The sequence below is a fragment of the Gordonia amicalis genome, assembly GCF_022059885.1.
Classification (GTDB): domain Bacteria; phylum Actinomycetota; class Actinomycetes; order Mycobacteriales; family Mycobacteriaceae; genus Gordonia; species Gordonia amicalis.
In genome coordinates, this window is sequence record NZ_CP091855.1 from 3,696,352 (window position 1) to 3,712,370 (window position 16,019).

Below are 16,019 nucleotides of genomic sequence, written 5' to 3' on the forward strand. Positions count from 1 at the left end.
GATTATCGGCTCAGCGATCCCAACCGGGTCGCAGGACACCGTCGGCGACCAGCATGGAGGGCCCGCGCAGGGTGGAGCCGTCGGGCCGGATGGTCACGGTGACCTCGCCGCCCGGGATGCCGATGCGCAGTTCACCGGTGTCCTGACCGCGTGCATCGAGAGCCGCTCGCGTGGCCGCGACCAGGCCCGTTCCGCAACTGCGCGTCTCGCCGACGCCGCGTTCGAAGACCCGCATCCGTGCATACAGGCGCCCGTCGACGTCCTCGACCGGTGGGGTCAGCAACTCGACATTGGCCCCGTTCGGGAAGTCGCCCGGTTCGATGACCACTCCGGCGGTGAAGTCGACGGCCGCGAGGTCGTCGGCGGTGAGATCGGCGACCACGCACGCCAGGTGCGGGTTGCCGACGTCGACCTTGGCACCCGGGTAGACGTCGTCACCGATCCGCACCACCGAGGTGCCGTCGAGGCGCGCGACGCCCATCTCCACGGTGACCTCGGCGTGCACGTCGTCGAAGTGGTGGATGATCACCGGCCGCGCACCGGCGCGCGATCCCACGGTGAAGGCGTCGGTGGCGGTGAGTCCGGTGGCGCGGACGAAGTGGGCGAAGACCCGGACCCCGTTGCCGCACATCTCGGCGATCGAGCCGTCCCCGTTGCGGTAATCCATGAACCAGTCGTCGGCCGCGACCCCGTCGGGAAGGGCGGCGAGGACGCCGCGTTCGACGAGCGCACCCGTGCGCGCCACGCGGAGCAGTCCGTCGGCCCCGATGCCCCGCTGACGATCGCACAGCGCCGCGACCATCTCGGTGTCGAGGGTCAGTTCGGCGGCCGGGTCGGCGAGCACGACGAAATCGTTCTGGGTGCCGTGCCCCTTCACGAAGCGCAGACCGGTCTGGTGAGAACTCACGGGCACCAGACTACTTGTCCCGCAGAGCGTCAGCTGCCGGTGATCTCACACGGCGGCGGCCGCGAGGGCACGGTCGGCGAGATCGGGGGCGGCAGCGTCGAGCCAGACGGCGCGGTGATCGCGCCGGAACCACGACCGCTGCCTGCGCACGTACCGGCGGGTGCCGATGAAGGTGAGTTCCTCGGCCTGCGCCATGTCGTACTCACCGTCGAGTGCCGCGAGGACCTGTTTGTACCCGATCGCCTGCGACGCCGTCCGCCCTTCTCGCAGTCCGGCGGCGCACAGGGCCTCGACCTCGTCGGCCAGACCGGTCTCGAACATCAGCCGGGTACGCCGCGCGATCCGGTCGTCGAGTTCGACGGTCTCCCGGTCGAGCGCGAGAATCGTGGTACCCCAACGGGGTTCACCGATCGTCGGCTGCGATGCCGCGAACGGCTGCCCGGTCAGTTCGACCACCTCGAGCGCACGGACGATGCGCCGACCGTCGGTGTCGAGAATGGTGGCGGCCGCCGCCGGATCGACCGAGGCGAGCAAGCGGTGCATCTCGGCGACACCGCGCTCGGCGAGCATCTCCTCGTAGCGGCCGCGAACCTCGGGATCGGTCGCCGGGAACTGCCAGTTGTCGAGCAGTCCCTGGATGTACATCATCGATCCGCCGACGATCACCGGTATGCGCCCCGCGTGGAGGAGACGCTCCACGTCGGCGGAGGCAGCCTGCTGATACCGGGCGACGGTGGCCACCTCGGTCACGTCGAGGACGTCGATCTGGTGATGCACGATGCCGCGGCGGTTGGCGACGGGCACCTTGGCGGTCCCGATGTCCATGCCGCGGTACTGCTGCATGGCGTCGATGTTGATGATCTCCCCGTCCAGCCGCTCGGCCAGGTCGAGGGCGAGGTCGGATTTCCCGCACGCCGTCGGACCGACGACCATGATCGGCCGCGGTGCCGAGTGATCGCTCATGCCGGATCACCGGTGACGGTCCATGTCGCGACGACGTAGCCGACACCGAACGGCGCGTCGGCGTAGCCCGTCTTCGCGACGAGGGTGGAACCGGAGTTCTCGACTGCGGCCGCGACGACCTGCCACGCCACCCGGCCGCCGACCCCCTCGGTGTCACAGGGTCCGGCTTCGAGTGCGGCCAGGGTTGCCGTGTCGGCGCCGCCGATCGCGGCGACGATCGCCTTGTTGAGGGCGACCGCGGAGTCCCGTCGACCACCGCCCGGCGCCTTGGGCGTCAGCGCGGTCGAGCCGTCGCCGACCACGAGGAGTCCGACGCGCTCGGACGACTCGCCCAGCCGCGCGGCGAGATCCGCACCGATCGCGGCGCACTCACGAGGCGTCGTCTCCCGGCCGACGATGAACGCGGTCATCGGGCCCAGCGACGCCGACTCCCGCAGCCAGGCACCGATCAGCCCCGACAGGCTCATCCGGGGGCCGGTCTCGGCGTCCGGCCCGACACTGCCCAGGCTCACCCGGAGATCGACCCCGAAGCGGGCGAAACTGCCCGATTCCGCCTCGGCGACCGGCCCGGCCACCGGGTCGTCGGTCGCACCGACCACGACCCACCTGTCGATCCCGGTCGCCGCGGCGTCGGCGAGGGCATCACCGACCGCCGATCGCACGGGTTCGGTGTCGAACGCCGACGGACCGGTCAACTCGGGTACCAGCAACGGGGCACTCGGTACGAAGACGACGGCCGCAAGCACACCACGACGCTAGTCGAACCGGGCGCGGCCGCCGACGGCCGAACCCCGACACGGATGTCGGCAAGCCGGCACGCACGCCACATGCACGCGCCTGAACTGCTTGAATGGATCCGTACTGTCGGCTGTCGCCGCGGCGTTACGATGCCCGGCGAGAACCGACCCAGCGACCGGCAGCCGTGACGCGCGGCACCAATGAGCGGCAGGACTTGTGCAGATGACCCACCCGACCGATCCCTCCGCGGCCACCCAGGCACCCCAGACGGGCGCGCCGGGGCCGAAGCCCGGACCCAAACCCGGCCCCCGCCCCAAGCCGGGCCCGCGGCCGGGAGCCCACGAACCTGTCGTTCCGCACATCAGCGCCGGCGACCCGCACCGCTACGGCCGGATCGACTCCTCGGGTGTGGTCTGGCTCAAGACCGCCGACGGTGAGCGCGAGATCGGCCAGTGGCAGGCCGGCACGATCGAAGAGGGTCTCGCCCACTTCGCGCGCCGCTTCGACGATCTCGCCACCGAGGTCGAGATCCTCGAGGAACGCCTCAGCGCACGCTCGGGTGATCCGCGCAAGGCGCAGGCGGCGGCCAAGCACCTGCTCGACGATCTGCCCAACGCCCATGTCATCGGCGACGTCGCCGCGCTGCAGCGGCGGCTGGAGGCGATCGTGGGCAGCGCCGACGAGGTCGCCGAGTCGCTGCGCGCCGAGCGCGAGAAGACCCGCGCCGCCGCCATCGCCCGCAAGGAGACCCTCGCCACCGAGGCCGAACAGATCGGCGCCGAGGCCACCAACTGGAAGAGCGCCGGCGACCGGCTCCGCGAGATCCTCGACGAGTGGAAGGCGATCAAGGGCATCGATCGCAAGACCGACGACGCCCTGTGGAAGCGCTACGCGAAGGCACGCGATGCCTTCAATCGCCGCCGCGGTGCGCACTTCGCCGAACTCGACCGCGAACGAGCGGGCGCCAAGGAACGCAAAGAGGCGCTGATCGCCCGCGCCGAGGAACTGTCCTCGTCGACCGAATGGGGCCCCACCTCGGCGAAGTTCCGCGAACTCCTGGGTGAGTGGAAGGCCGCCGGCCGCGCCCCCCGCGACACCGACGAAGCCCTGTGGCAGCGATTCAAGGCCGCCCAGGACGTCTTCTTCAATGCCCGCAACGCCGCGACCTCCGAACGCGACGCCGAGTTCGCCGCCAATGCGACCGCCAAGATCGCGCTGCTCGACGCCGCCGAGCGCGCCATCAACCCGTCCGCCGACCTGGACGGCGCACGCCGTGAGTTCCGGGCGTTCCGAGACAAGTGGGATGAGATCGGCAAGGTGCCGCGCGATCAGATGCACTCGCTGGAGGCACGCGCGCGTGCTCTCGAGAAGCGCATCCGCGACGCCGAAGACGCGCAATGGCAGCGCACCGACCCCGAGGCCCAGGCGCGTGCCGCCCAGTTCGCGGATCGCGCCGCACAGTTCGAGGAGCAGGCCCGCAAGGCAGCCGAACGCGGCAAGGACCGCGATGCGGCGTCTCTGCGGGAACAGGCCGCACAGTGGCGCGAGTGGGCCGTGGCCGCCCAGAGCGCCGTGACCGACCGCTGACGCCCTCCGCAGGCTCCGGGCCTCCTCAGGGAGCGGAGCCTGCGGAGCCGATCGTTCAGGACTGGTCGTCGGGGTCCTTGCGGTAGAGCGCGGAGGCGTAGGCCTCCTGCTCGGCGGCCTGCCTGCGACGCTCGGCCTCCATCGCCAGGTGGTAGGACGAACGCGCCCACACCACGCGCGACCAGTGGAAGGTGAGGACGAAGACCGCGATCCAGCCGAGGATCAGGCCGATGCCCACACCCGACGGGGGTTCGACGCCACCGACGCCGGGGGTGTTGCGCGACCACCACGCGAGCATGCCCGCCACGCAGGCGATCGCACAGCCGCACAACGCGATCCACGCCAGAACCCATCGGCGGGTCAGCAGCGCGAGCATCGACATCGCGATGCCGAAGATCGCCACCAGGTAGACGAAGATCTTCGACACGATGGTGACTCGTTCGGCCGCTGCCTCGGGTGTCAGGGACAGCACCTCGAGACCGGTCACGGAGCCCGTGTGCGGCAGGACCAGCGACACCATGGCGAGCAACACGGCGACGGCCACGACGACCGCGCGGGCTCCGGGGTCGATCTCACCGGCCACACGACGCTCCGCCTTGCGGAGATCGCTCTCATACTCCTTGAACGGGTCCTCGGACATCGTCATCGCCTCACTTTGTTTCGATCTCGAGTTCGTGCACGCTCAGCCACCGCACGCGCTGCCGCATCCGGCGTCGGCGGTCGGCGCGGGCGCGGGTGCGGGGGGACCAACAGTCGGCAGACCGAGGCCCACCCCGACGGGCGCCGTGGTCGGCGTGCGGCTCTGCTCGTAGGCGTCGCCGGCGCGCGTGCGGCGGTGCGAGAGCACCCCGGCGTCGGCGATCAGGTGGTGCGGCGCGGCCGCGGTCACGACGGTGTGGACCACGTCGCCGGGACGGATCCCGGAGGCGACGTCGCCGGGCGCGAAGTGCACCAGGCGTCCGTCACGCGCGCGACCGGTCATGCGCCGGGTCTTGGCGGACTTGCGTCCCTCGTCGGCGACGACGAGCAGCTCCACCTCGGTGCCGGTCAGGGATTCGTTCTCGGACAGGCAGATCCGCTCCTGCAGGGCGATGAGGCGCTGGTAACGCTCGCCGACGACCTCGGCCGGCACCTGGTCGGGCATCGTCGCGGCCGGCGTACCGGGACGCGGCGAGTACTGGAAGGTGAAAGCGCTGGAGAACCGCGCACGTTCGACGACGTCGAGGGTCGCCTGGAAGTCCTCCTCGGTCTCTCCCGGGAACCCGACGATGATGTCGGTGGTGATCGCCGCATGCGGCATCGCCTCACGGACCTTGTCGAGGATGCCGAGGAATCTGGTCTGGCGGTAGCTGCGTCGCATGGCACGCAGGATGCGATCGGAGCCGGACTGCAGCGGCATGTGCAGCTGCGGGCACACGTTGGGGGTCTGCGCCATCGCCTCGATCACGTCGTCGGTGAACTCGGCGGGATGCGGCGAGGTGAAGCGGACCCGTTCGAGCCCCTCGATGGTCCCGCAGGCCCGCAGCAACTCGGCGAAGGCGCCGCGGTTGCGGGGCTGGTCGGGATCGGCGAAGGACATGCCGTAGGCGTTGACGTTCTGACCGAGCAGGGTCACCTCGACGACGCCCTGGTCGACGAGCGCCTGGACCTCGGCGAGTACGTCACCGGGTCGTCGGTCGACCTCCTTGCCGCGCAGCGACGGCACGATGCAGAAGGTGCACGTGTTGTTGCAGCCCACCGACACCGAGACCCAGCCGGAGTAGGCCGAGTCGCGCTTGGCGGGCAGCGTCGAAGGGAATCGTTCGAGGGAGTCGAGGATCTCGACCTGCGCTTCCGCGTTGTGACGGGCACGGTCGAGCAGCGCCGGCAGCGAGCCGATGTTGTGGGTGCCGAACACGACGTCGACCCACGGCGCCTTGGCGACGACGGTGTCCTTGTCCTTCTGCGCGAGGCATCCACCGACGGCGATCTGCATGCCCGGACGGCTGGTCTTCACCGGCGCGAGATGCGACAGGTTGCCGTAGAGCTTGTTGTCGGCGTTCTCGCGGATCGCGCAGGTGTTGAAGACGACCAGATCGGCGTCGTCGTCCTCGGCCGCACGGACGTATCCCGCGTCCTCGAGAAGACCGGAGATGCGTTCGGAGTCGTGGACGTTCATCTGGCAGCCATAGGTCCGGACCTGATAGCTGCGGGGTGACTGGGCTGATGCAGCCTCGTCAGGCCGATCCGACAACTCGATACTCACTCCTACCAGGGTACGGGGCCGACGCAAATCGCCGATTCGGCGTCACCTGCGCGACTCGATGGCACGGATTTGGTTAGGGTTCACGAATGACCGTTTCGCCGAGCAAGTCCGCGGGCCCAGGGTCCCAGCCGATGATCGCGATGCGCGGGGTGCAGAAGCACTTCGGTTCGCTGCACGTACTCAAGGACATCGACCTCGAGGTTCCCGCCGGACAGGTGGTGGTGGTCCTCGGTCCATCCGGGTCGGGCAAGTCGACGCTGTGCCGGACCATCAACCGGCTCGAGCCGATCGATGAGGGCGAGATCCGGGTCGAGGGTCAGGTCCTGCCGGCCGAGGGCAAGGATCTCGCGCGACTGCGGGCCGATGTCGGCATGGTGTTCCAGTCCTTCAACCTGTTCTCGCACAAGACGATTCTCGAGAATGTGACCCTCGCACCGACGAAGGTGCGCAAGAAGTCCAAGGCCGACGCCGACAAGCGCGCACTCGAACTGCTCGAGCGGGTCGGCATCGCGAGCCAGAAGGACAAGTACCCGGCCCAGCTGTCCGGGGGCCAGCAGCAGCGTGTCGCCATCGCCCGCTCCCTCGCGATGGACCCGAAGATCATGCTGTTCGACGAGCCGACGTCGGCGCTCGACCCGGAGATGGTCAACGAGGTGCTCGACGTGATGGTCTCCCTTGCCAAGGAGGGCATGACGATGCTGGTCGTGACCCATGAGATGGGCTTCGCCCGCAAGGCAGCCGATCGGGTGATCTTCATGGCCGACGGCGCGATCATCGAGGACTCCGAACCCGACACCTTCTTCACCGCCCCCAAGACCGACCGAGCACGCGACTTCCTCGGCAAGATCCTGGGGCACTGAGATGCGGATGAGCCACACCACACCACACACACATCAACACTTGTCCCGATGGCGTCGTGCCGGACTGCTTCTCGCGGTCGGGGCACTGCTGACCGGACTGCTGTCGGCCTGCGGGAGCACCGAGCCCCGCAGCCTGCTGAACTCGATCCGCGACGGTTCGGTGGTCCTGGGCGTCAAGTTCGACCAGCCGGGGCTCGGGCTCTACGAGCCGAACGGCAACGTCACCGGCTTCGACGCCTCGGTCGCCACGTATGTGGTCAATTCGATCGCCGACGACCTCGGCGTGGACCACCCGGAGATCACCTGGCGGGAGACGCCGTCGGCCCGTCGCGAGGCGATGATCGACAACGGTGAGGTCGATCTCATCGCCGCCACCTATTCGATCAACGCGAGCCGCTCCAAGAAGGTGTCGTTCGGCGGCCCCTACCTGCAGACCTACCAGGGCCTGATGGTGCGCGCCGACGACAACTCGATCAAGCAGCTGGCCGACCTAGACAACGGCAAGAAGCTCTGTTCGGTCACCGGCTCGACATCGGCGCAGAACGTGAAGGCCCAGCTGCCGACGGTCCAGCTGCAGGAGTACGACTCCTACTCGGCGTGTGTCGAAGCGCTGCGCCGCGACAAGGTCGACGCCCTGACGACCGACGAGGCGATCCTCGCCGGTTACGCCAACTTCTGGAAGGACGAGTTCAAGCTCGTCGAGATGACCTACCTCAAGGACGCGTGCGTGAAGGACGCCTTGAAAACGGCCGGCAGTCCGTTCTCGACCGAGCGCTACGGCGTCGGTGTCGCTCTCGGCGACAAAGCCGCCGTGGATGCGATCAACAAGGCCCTCGACGCCATGCTGACCCCGGCCGGGAGCTCTGATGCCGGGCTCGGGGAGTCACCATGGAACGCCGACCTGCGCGAGGCCCTCGGCAACGAGTACGTGGACGAGATCATCGCCCGCGCGGATCGCCCCGGCTCCAAGTTCCCCTACAAACCCGACCCCGGTGACCTCGAGTTCCTCGATTCACCATCCAAGCCGTGCCCGCCCGGACTCGAGTGAGAGGAACCATCGATGAATGACGCCTCTCTGTGGGAGAGCATGGGTCCTCAGCTGTGGCCCGCCTTCTGGGTGACGATCCAGCTGACCTTCTACTCGGCGATCGGTTCGCTGGTGTGGGGCACGGCCCTCGCCGCGATGCGGGTCTCCCCCGTCCCGGTGATGCGCGGTTTCGCCGGGGTCTATGTGAACGTGGTCCGCAACACCCCGCTGATGCTCGTCGTGCTGTTCTGCGCGATCGGTCTCTACCAGAATCTGGGCCTGACCTTCGCGCCGACGATCAAGTCCAACAACTTCTGGCTCGCGGTGCTCGCGTTCGTCCTCTACACGTCGACCTTCGTCTGCGAGACGCTCCGGTCCGGCTTCAACACCGTGCCCCTGGGGCAGGCCGAGGCGGCCCGGTCGCTGGGTCTGTCGTTCACCCAGGTGTTCGGGGTCATCGTGTTGCCGCAGGCGATCCGATCGGTCATCGGCCCGCTGGGCAGCGTCCTGATCGCGCTCACCAAGAACACCACGGTCGCCTCGGTCATCGGTGTCGCCGAGGCCGCGGCTCTCATGAAGACCGAGATCGAGACCTTCTCCGACCAGCTGTTCGTGATCTTCGGCGTCATCGCCGTGGGCTTCATGATCATCACCCTCACCGAGGGGGCCGTCTTCGGCTACCTCGCCAAGCGACTGGCGGTGAAACGATGAGCGCCGAATCGACTGTCCTGTACGACGCACCCGGACCACGCGCACGGGCCCGGAACCGCCTGATGGCGATCCTGTTCATCGCGATCCTCGCGGCGATGGCGATCTACGTGATCTCCGTACTCGCCGCCAACGAGCAGTTCACCGGCGAGAAGTGGAGCCCGTTCGTCACCTGGTCCACCTGGACCGGCTACATCCTGCCCGGACTATGGCGCACTCTGGCGGCGGCCGCCGTCTCGATCGTGTTCTCGCTGATCCTCGGCGCCGTCCTCGGCATCGGCCGGCTGTCGGATCATCGCTGGGTACGGGCCGTCTCGGGTGTGTTCGTCGAGGTCTTCCGCGCGATCCCGGTCCTGATCCTGATGGTGTTCACCTGGTTCCTGTTCGCCATCTACGGCATATTCCCGTCGTCGATGCTGGCGTTCGCCGCGGTGGTCACCGGGCTGACGCTCTACAACGGATCGGTGATGGCCGAGATCCTGCGCTCCGGCATCAACTCGCTGCCCAAGGGCCAGACCGAGGCATCCATGTCGCTCGGTCTGCGCAAGAGCCAGATGATGCGCATCGTGCTGCTCCCCCAGGCGATCACCGCGATGATGCCGGCACTGATCTCGCAGATGGTGGTGGCACTCAAGGACAGTGCGCTGGGCTACATCATCGGCTACTCGGAGGTCGTGCGCAGCGGCCTGCTGTCGGCCTCCCGCTACGGCAACTACATCCCGGCGCTGATCGTGGTGGCGATCATCATGATCGTCATCAACTTCGGGCTCTCGAACCTCGCGACCTACGTCGAACGACGTCTGCGTCAGGGTCGACGGTCGGCCGCCGAGCCGGCCGACCCGGAGAAGACCGAACTGGCCGCGTCGGAGAACCTGCTCTGAGCCAGGCCGTCGGAGTGACGGGGAGGCCTCAGGCGTCTTCCAGTGCGCCGAGCGCCTCCCCCACCACGTCGAACGCCAGCGACTGCGAATAGCCACGCCGGACAAGGAAACCGACCAGACGACGCAGGGTCTTCTCTCGTTCGGCACGGTCGGCGACAACGCGTTCGACGACCGACGGCGTCAGCTTCCGTGCGACGAGTCCGGCCGCGATCTCGCGTTCGTCGTCGGGATCGATCTCGGCGAGGGTCTCGGCGATGATCGACTCGGAGATTCCCTTGGTCCGGAGCTCATGACGCAGCACCACGCGTCCCTTTCCGGAGTTCAGGTGGCGGGAGCGTACCCACTCGGCGGCGAAATCGGTGTCGTCGAGCAACTGGTGCTTGTCGAGTCGGGCCATCACCTCGTCGACGGTGTCCGTGTCGAACCCCTTGCGGGTCAACCGCTCCCGCATCTCGTGCCGTGAACGCGCACGGACCCCGAGCAGTCGCAGTGCAGAGTCCCATGCGCTGGGGCCTCGCCGGTCGGGATTGTCATCCCGACGCGTGCGCGTCCGTTCGGGGTCCGTCGGTTCGGGGCTTGATGCCTCGTTCATATCGGATCAGGCGGAGCCGATCAGAATTCGACCGGTGCCGGGGCGATGTCGTCGGCGTCGACGGTCGCGCCGATGCCGAGCTTCTCCTTGATCTTCTTCTCGATCTCGTCGCGGATGTCGACGTTCTCGAGCAGGAATTTGCGGGCATTCTCCTTGCCCTGGCCCAGCTGATCGCCCTCGTAGGTGAACCACGAGCCCGACTTACGGATGAAGCCCTCGGCCACACCCATGTCGATCAGTGAGCCCTCCTTGCTGATGCCCTGCCCGTAGAGGATGTCGAACTCGGCCTGCTTGAACGGCGGCGCGACCTTGTTCTTGACGACCTTCACGCGGGTACGGTTACCCACCGCATCGGTGCCGTCCTTCAGGGTCTCGATACGGCGGACATCCAGGCGAACCGACGAGTAGAACTTGAGAGCCTTACCGCCCGTCGTGGTCTCGGGGGAACCGAACATCACGCCGATCTTCTCGCGCAACTGGTTGATGAAGATCGCGGTGGTCTTCGACTGGTTCAGCGCGGAGGTCATCTTGCGCAGCGCCTGGCTCATCAGGCGGGCCTGCAGGCCGACGTGGCTGTCGCCCATCTCACCCTCGATCTCGGCCTTGGGCACGAGTGCGGCCACCGAGTCGATGACCAGGATGTCGAGCGCGCCGGAGCGGATCAGCATGTCGGCGATCTCGAGCGCCTGCTCACCGGTGTCGGGCTGCGACACGAGCAGGGCGTCGGTGTCGACGCCGAGCTTCGCGGCGTAATCGGGGTCCAGCGCATGCTCGGCGTCGATGAACGCGGCGATACCGCCCAGGGCCTGGGCGTTCGCGACGGCGTGCAGCGCGACCGTGGTCTTACCCGAGGATTCCGGACCGTAGATCTCGACGACGCGGCCGCGGGGCAGACCACCGATACCGAGGGCGACGTCGAGTGCGATCGAACCGGTCGGGATGATCTCGATCGGCTGGCGGGTCTCCTCGCCCAGGCGCATCACCGAGCCCTTGCCGAAGTTCTTGTCGATCTGGGCGAGGGCCAGATCGAGGGCCTTCTCACGGTCTTGAGGCGCAGGTGCCATGGGAGTTCTCCTCGGTTGTGAGCCGGATTTCCGGCGGGTGGTCGGTGCGGTCCGGGCGTTCATGTCTGAAAGGTATCGCGTGGGTCCGACAAGTCTCGGCGGCCCTCCCGAGCCCGATACTGCTTCCCGATCCACATACCTCAGACGCGGCGGCGGTCCGTACGGTTCCGTCTGATCACCAGGATGAACGAACAGGTGTTCGATGGCAAGTGTGACACGCGGGGCGTGTCACCAACGCCGGCGCGGTACGTCGAAGTCGCGGCAGATGGCGACCCAGACGTCGCGCGGGTCGACCCCGTCGTCGATCGCCTGCGCCCCGGTGCGTCCACCGAATTCGGTGAGCACGTGGTCGACGAGAATCGAATCCGCCCTGGACACACCGAATTCGGTGGTCATCAGTTCGTTGAACTCGGTCAGGCGCACGGCCCCACCCTACGGAACGCGGCACGGTCCAGGACGGCGTGGGCCACCGCCACCGGGTCGACGGTGTCGGCACCGCTCGCCCCGATCCGCCGTGCGCTCCGGGTGCACTCCGGGTCGTCGAGAACGGTGCAAACGGCATCGGCGACGGCCTCGACCGTGAGCGGGCGGACCACTCGGCCGGCACCCGCGCGCCGGAGACGGTTCGCCAGCTCCCACTGGTCGCCGCCGCCGGGTACTGCGACGACCGGAACCCCGGCGCTCATCGCCTTGGCCAGGATCCCGTGACCGGAGCCGCAGATCAGTACCTGCGCGTCGGCCAGCACCTCGTCCTGCCGTCCCAGCCCTGCGGTGATCGGGGCCGAGGAGTCGCCGAAGCGGGCGAGATCCGCGGTGGACGGACGATGCAGCCCGGAGACCACCACCCGGACACGACGGCCCAGAATCCGCTCGGACAGCGCCTCGAGGACCACACCGACCATGTCGGGGGCGCCGGTCTGCGCCGTCGACGGGGCGAGCACCACCAGCGGTGCATCGCCGTCGGGACGGTCGAAGAGGTCGTCGGTGGGTTCCCACAGGAGTGGACCGATGAGATGGGTGTCGGCCGGCCAGTCGGGCCGCGGCACCTCGAGCCCCGGCAGCGTCGCCACGAATCGCGCGCACGGACCACCGTCGTGCGCCGGGAGACCGATCGACAGCCGTGCCGCAGCACGCTGCCGTTCGCCTTTGCGGATGGAGGTCGCGGTCGCGGCACGCATCAGCGTGTCCCGAACGCGACCGCGGATGCCGGTTCCCGGGGCGAGCCCCGAACCGATCGGCGGCAGGCCGCGAGACGGCAGGTACAGCGGGTGCGGCGACAGCTCGATCCACGGAAGGCCCCGGAGCTGCGCGGCCCATCCCCCGCAGACCGTGATGACGTCGGAGACGACGAGGTCGGCACCGGACTCCGCCAGCAGGGGCGCGAGCAGATCGGCCATGCGTGCCGCGCGGGCGCTGAGTTTGTCCCCGGCGTCGGCGTCGTCATCGTCGTCCGTGGCCGCGAGACCCGGGAGCTCGGCGATGTCGATGCCACGGCGACGCGCGGCGGCCGACCAGTTCAGTCCGGTGTGGACAGTGGTCCGATGCCCGGCCGCGGCGAACCGCTCGGCGAGGGCGAACGCCGGAAAGGCATGTCCCGCATCGGAACCCGCGACAAGTGCAACATGCACGTGCCGCGGATCAGTTCTGCGCGGGCGGCTCGGTGGTCGGCGGGGTGGCCTGCGTCGCCGGCTGACCCTTCTGCAACGGTGGTGCGGTGGCGCCCGCGGACGGCAGGGCATCGCCGCGCATGCTGGCGCGGATCTGCTCCAGGCGCGAATGACCGGCCATCTGGATGCCCGCCTGCTCGACCTCCTGCATGCGGCCCTGGACCGAGTTCTTGGCCAGCTCGGCCGAACCGAGGGCGTTGGCGTAGCGGCGCTCGATCTTCTCGCGGACCTGGTCGAGGCTCGGGGTGTTGCCGGGCACCGACAACTCGCTCATCTGGTTGAGCGATGCGCTGACCTGCTCCTGCATCTTGGCCTGCTCGAGCTGGCTGAGCAGCTTGGAACGCTCGGCGAGTTTCTGCTGGAGGATCATCGCGTTGCGCTCGACGGCCTTCTTGGCCTGGTCGGCGGCCTGAAGCGACTGGTCGTGCAGGGACTTGAGGTCCTCGACGCTCTGCTCGGCGGTCACCAGCTGCGCCGCGAACGCCTCGGCGGCGTTCGTGTACTCGGTGGCCTTCTGGGTGTCGCCGGCGGCAGCGGCCTGATCGGCCAGCGTCAGTGCCTGGCGGGTGTTGGCCTGCAGACGCTCGATGTCCTCGAGCTGCCGGTTGAGCTTCATCTCGAGCTGTCGCTGGTTGCCGATGACCGAGGCGGCCTGCTGCGACAACGCCTGGTGCTGACGCTGGGCATCTTCGATCGCCTGCTGGATCTGGACCTTCGGGTCGGCGTGTTCGTCGATCTTCGCGTTGCCGAGTGCCGTCAGGTACCGCCACAACTTCACGAACGGGTTCGCCATGCTCTACGTCACTCCATTCAGGGGTTTGAGAGAACTGTGCAGACCAATTTAGTGGCTGCGGGTTCCCGATAGTGCCGCAGCACTCAAATGGTCATTCGGACGACGTGGATCAGGCGGCCGCGAGCGCCGTCGCGTCCCGGCGTCCGGCGGGTGCGGGGATGACCACCTTGGTCGCGGTGAGACCGGCCTCGGCGACCTCGGGGGTCATGGTCTCGGCCGGACGCATCGCGTTCCCGACGTCGAGGAGGAGGTCGGCGATCTCCACGTCGAGTGCATCGCAGATGGCCGCGAGCAGTTCGCTCGAGGCCTCTTTCTGGCCGCGCTCGACCTCGGAGAGGTAGCCCAGGCTCACGCGTGCACCGGTGGACACCTCACGCAGGGTCCGGCCTTGCTGCGTGCGGACCCGACGCAGGCTGTCGCCGAGCGCCTCACGTAAGAGCATCGCCATCGAGTCTCCTCTCCCTGTCCACTCCTCGGCCAACGCCTCACGCAGCCGGATCGTTCCCCGGCCGCGGTTCCACCGACAGTAGTCGAACTCAGCGCCCTGCGCCGGTTCCTCCCACGGCCCGTCGCGTCTGCGGTGCCGGCTCCGGATCGGGGGTGCCGGTGCGGGAACCGCCGCCGGACCTGACCTTGATCGCCTGCCAGGTGTAGTCGAGGCCGGTGTAGATGGTGACGACCACCGCGAGACCCATCACGATGCCGGCGGCGATGTCCCATCCGCCGCCGAGGGGCGCCAGGTACAGGCCGATGGCGACCGCCTGCAGCAGCGTCTTGAGTTTTCCGCCGCGACTGGCGGGGATGACCTTGTGCCGCAGCACCCAGAAGCGCAGCGCGGTGACCCACAGTTCGCGCGCGATGATGACCGCGGTGACCCACCAGGGCAGGATGCCGAGGATCGAGAGTCCGACGAGCGCACCACCGATCAGGGCCTTGTCCGCGATCGGGTCGGCCATCTTGCCGAAGTCGGTGATCAGTCCGCGCGCGCGGGCGATGCGGCCGTCGTACCGATCGGTCAGGGCCGCGACGGCGAAGACGACCGTCGCCACCGTGCGCCACAGCGTGGATTCTCCGGACTCGAGGAACAGCACCGTCAGGAACACCGGAACCAGGAGGATCCGGAAGACGGTCAGGGCGTTCGCGATGTTGACGACCGGGACCGGGTCGACGGGATCGGTGATGTGGTCCGGCCCGCGGCCCACATTTGCGATACCTTTTTCGTCGACGGCCCGCCGAATGCGATCGGTCATGAGCACACCCCCGAGCGCGGACAGGTTCCGCGATACACGGGAATTCTCGTACTCACACCCCACAGGGTATCGGTCCACGCCCCGCGGAAGGTCACCCGGGCCGCTACGCGCCCCGACATCACCGTGGGGCGCACGCCCTCACAGGACTAAGGTGAGTTCCCATGTCCCCCGTCTCCCCGGAGCCCGCCCAACCCGAGTCCGCGGCGGATCCCGTTGCGCCCGAACCGACTACTCGGGACATCGCCGTCCGGCGCGCGCGTACGTCGGACGTACCGCGCATCAAGGAACTGATCGACAAGTACGCGGGCAGGATCCTCCTGGAGAAGAACCTCGTCACCCTCTACGAGTCGGTCCAGGAGTTCTGGGTCGCCGAACTCGACGGGCTGGTCGTGGGATGTGGTGCGCTCCACGTACTGTGGGCCGATCTCGGCGAGGTTCGCACGGTCGCGGTCGATCCCGTGTTCTCCGGACGTGGCATCGGGCACAAGATCGTCGGCCGGCTGATGGAGATCGCCCGCGAACTCGAACTGGCCCGCGTCTTCGTGCTGACCTTCGAGACGAGCTTCTTCGCCAAGCACGGCTTCCGCGAGATCGAGGGCACCCCGGTCACGCGCGAGGTGTTCGAGGAGATGTGCCGTTCGTACGACACCGGTGTCGCGGAGTTCCTCGACCTGAGTTACGTCAAACCCAACACCCTGGGGAACACCAGGATGCTGGCCACCATCACCCGGGAGTGA

General features: G+C 68.2%; 18 protein-coding genes. 6 read left to right on the forward strand and 12 right to left on the reverse strand.

Annotation, left to right across the window (positions count from 1 at the left end):
• Positions 1-10 precede the first annotated feature (10 nt).
• Genes dapF through IHQ52_RS16880 form a run of 3 tightly spaced genes read right to left on the reverse strand, consistent with a single transcriptional unit; the run spans position 11 to position 2,616 of the window.
• Positions 11-913, reverse strand: a complete 903-nt coding sequence (dapF, locus tag IHQ52_RS16870) for a diaminopimelate epimerase (protein ID WP_006436463.1) — start codon at positions 911-913, stop codon at positions 11-13.
• Positions 914-952: 39 nt separating this feature from the next.
• Positions 953-1,870, reverse strand: coding sequence for a tRNA (adenosine(37)-N6)-dimethylallyltransferase MiaA (gene miaA / locus IHQ52_RS16875; RefSeq protein ID WP_006436462.1), 918 nt, complete (start codon positions 1,868-1,870; stop codon positions 953-955).
• Complete coding sequence (locus IHQ52_RS16880) at positions 1,867-2,616, reverse strand: class III extradiol ring-cleavage dioxygenase family protein (protein ID WP_006436461.1); 750 nt, start codon at positions 2,614-2,616, stop codon at positions 1,867-1,869. Before IHQ52_RS16880 ends, miaA begins: the two co-directional genes overlap by 4 nt.
• Positions 2,617-2,830: 214 nt before the next feature.
• On the opposite strand from IHQ52_RS16880, the gene IHQ52_RS16885 reads away from it, so the two are divergent.
• On the forward strand, positions 2,831-4,195 hold the full coding sequence (locus IHQ52_RS16885; RefSeq protein WP_174324726.1) for a DUF349 domain-containing protein: 1,365 nt from the start codon (positions 2,831-2,833) through the stop codon (positions 4,193-4,195).
• 55 nt (positions 4,196-4,250) lie between these two features.
• Here IHQ52_RS16885 and IHQ52_RS16890 read toward each other — a convergent pair whose 3' ends face one another.
• Together IHQ52_RS16890 and miaB are read right to left on the reverse strand one after the other, a co-directional pair.
• On the reverse strand, positions 4,251-4,841 hold the full coding sequence (locus tag IHQ52_RS16890) for an Rv2732c family membrane protein (protein ID WP_006436459.1): 591 nt from the start codon (positions 4,839-4,841) through the stop codon (positions 4,251-4,253).
• 36 nt (positions 4,842-4,877) lie between these two features.
• The gene (miaB, locus tag IHQ52_RS16895; protein ID WP_006436458.1) at positions 4,878-6,428 is read right to left on the reverse strand and encodes a tRNA (N6-isopentenyl adenosine(37)-C2)-methylthiotransferase MiaB; all 1,551 of its coding nucleotides are present in this window, start codon (positions 6,426-6,428) and stop codon (positions 4,878-4,880) included.
• 143 nt (positions 6,429-6,571) lie between these two features.
• Between miaB and gluA the strand changes: the two genes are divergently transcribed.
• Genes gluA through IHQ52_RS16915 form a run of 4 tightly spaced genes read left to right on the forward strand, consistent with a single transcriptional unit; the run spans position 6,572 to position 9,916 of the window.
• Entirely contained in the window at positions 6,572-7,300 is a 729-nt protein-coding gene (gene gluA, locus IHQ52_RS16900; RefSeq protein ID WP_024498485.1) for a glutamate ABC transporter ATP-binding protein GluA, read from the forward strand.
• 7 nt (positions 7,301-7,307) lie between these two features.
• On the forward strand, positions 7,308-8,348 hold the full coding sequence (locus IHQ52_RS16905; protein WP_182156134.1) for a glutamate ABC transporter substrate-binding protein: 1,041 nt from the start codon (positions 7,308-7,310) through the stop codon (positions 8,346-8,348).
• Positions 8,349-8,360: 12 nt separating this feature from the next.
• Positions 8,361-9,038 (forward strand): amino acid ABC transporter permease, encoded by a 678-nt coding sequence (locus IHQ52_RS16910; RefSeq protein WP_238063666.1) that lies wholly within the window; start codon positions 8,361-8,363, stop codon positions 9,036-9,038.
• Positions 9,035-9,916 (forward strand): amino acid ABC transporter permease, encoded by an 882-nt coding sequence (locus IHQ52_RS16915; protein WP_238063668.1) that lies wholly within the window; start codon positions 9,035-9,037, stop codon positions 9,914-9,916. Before IHQ52_RS16910 ends, IHQ52_RS16915 begins: the two co-directional genes overlap by 4 nt.
• A gap of 28 nt (positions 9,917-9,944) precedes the next feature.
• On the opposite strand, the gene IHQ52_RS16920 is transcribed toward IHQ52_RS16915, so the two are convergent.
• From IHQ52_RS16920 to pgsA, 7 genes are all read right to left on the reverse strand, one after another.
• Positions 9,945-10,508 carry a regulatory protein RecX gene (locus tag IHQ52_RS16920; protein WP_006436453.1) on the reverse strand — a complete coding sequence of 188 codons (564 nt, stop codon included), beginning with the start codon at positions 10,506-10,508 and terminating at the stop codon, positions 9,945-9,947.
• A gap of 20 nt (positions 10,509-10,528) precedes the next feature.
• On the reverse strand, positions 10,529-11,572 hold the full coding sequence (recA, locus tag IHQ52_RS16925; protein ID WP_006436452.1) for a recombinase RecA: 1,044 nt from the start codon (positions 11,570-11,572) through the stop codon (positions 10,529-10,531).
• A gap of 228 nt (positions 11,573-11,800) precedes the next feature.
• Positions 11,801-11,995 carry a DUF3046 domain-containing protein gene (locus tag IHQ52_RS16930; protein WP_006436451.1) on the reverse strand — a complete coding sequence of 65 codons (195 nt, stop codon included), beginning with the start codon at positions 11,993-11,995 and terminating at the stop codon, positions 11,801-11,803.
• Positions 11,986-13,200: a glycosyltransferase gene (locus IHQ52_RS16935; protein WP_006436450.1), complete on the reverse strand. Its 1,215-nt coding sequence runs from the start codon at positions 13,198-13,200 to the stop codon at positions 11,986-11,988. Before IHQ52_RS16935 ends, IHQ52_RS16930 begins: the two co-directional genes overlap by 10 nt.
• A gap of 10 nt (positions 13,201-13,210) precedes the next feature.
• On the reverse strand, positions 13,211-14,032 hold the full coding sequence (gene pspA, locus IHQ52_RS16940; RefSeq protein ID WP_006436449.1) for a phage shock protein PspA: 822 nt from the start codon (positions 14,030-14,032) through the stop codon (positions 13,211-13,213).
• A gap of 109 nt (positions 14,033-14,141) precedes the next feature.
• On the reverse strand, positions 14,142-14,480 hold the full coding sequence (locus tag IHQ52_RS16945) for a helix-turn-helix domain-containing protein (RefSeq protein WP_006436448.1): 339 nt from the start codon (positions 14,478-14,480) through the stop codon (positions 14,142-14,144).
• An 88-nt stretch (positions 14,481-14,568) separates the two neighbouring features.
• Complete coding sequence (pgsA, locus tag IHQ52_RS16950) at positions 14,569-15,282, reverse strand: CDP-diacylglycerol--glycerol-3-phosphate 3-phosphatidyltransferase (RefSeq protein ID WP_040004755.1); 714 nt, start codon at positions 15,280-15,282, stop codon at positions 14,569-14,571.
• Positions 15,283-15,443: 161 nt separating this feature from the next.
• On the opposite strand from pgsA, the gene IHQ52_RS16955 reads away from it, so the two are divergent.
• On the forward strand, positions 15,444-16,019 hold the full coding sequence (locus IHQ52_RS16955; protein ID WP_006436445.1) for an amino-acid N-acetyltransferase: 576 nt from the start codon (positions 15,444-15,446) through the stop codon (positions 16,017-16,019).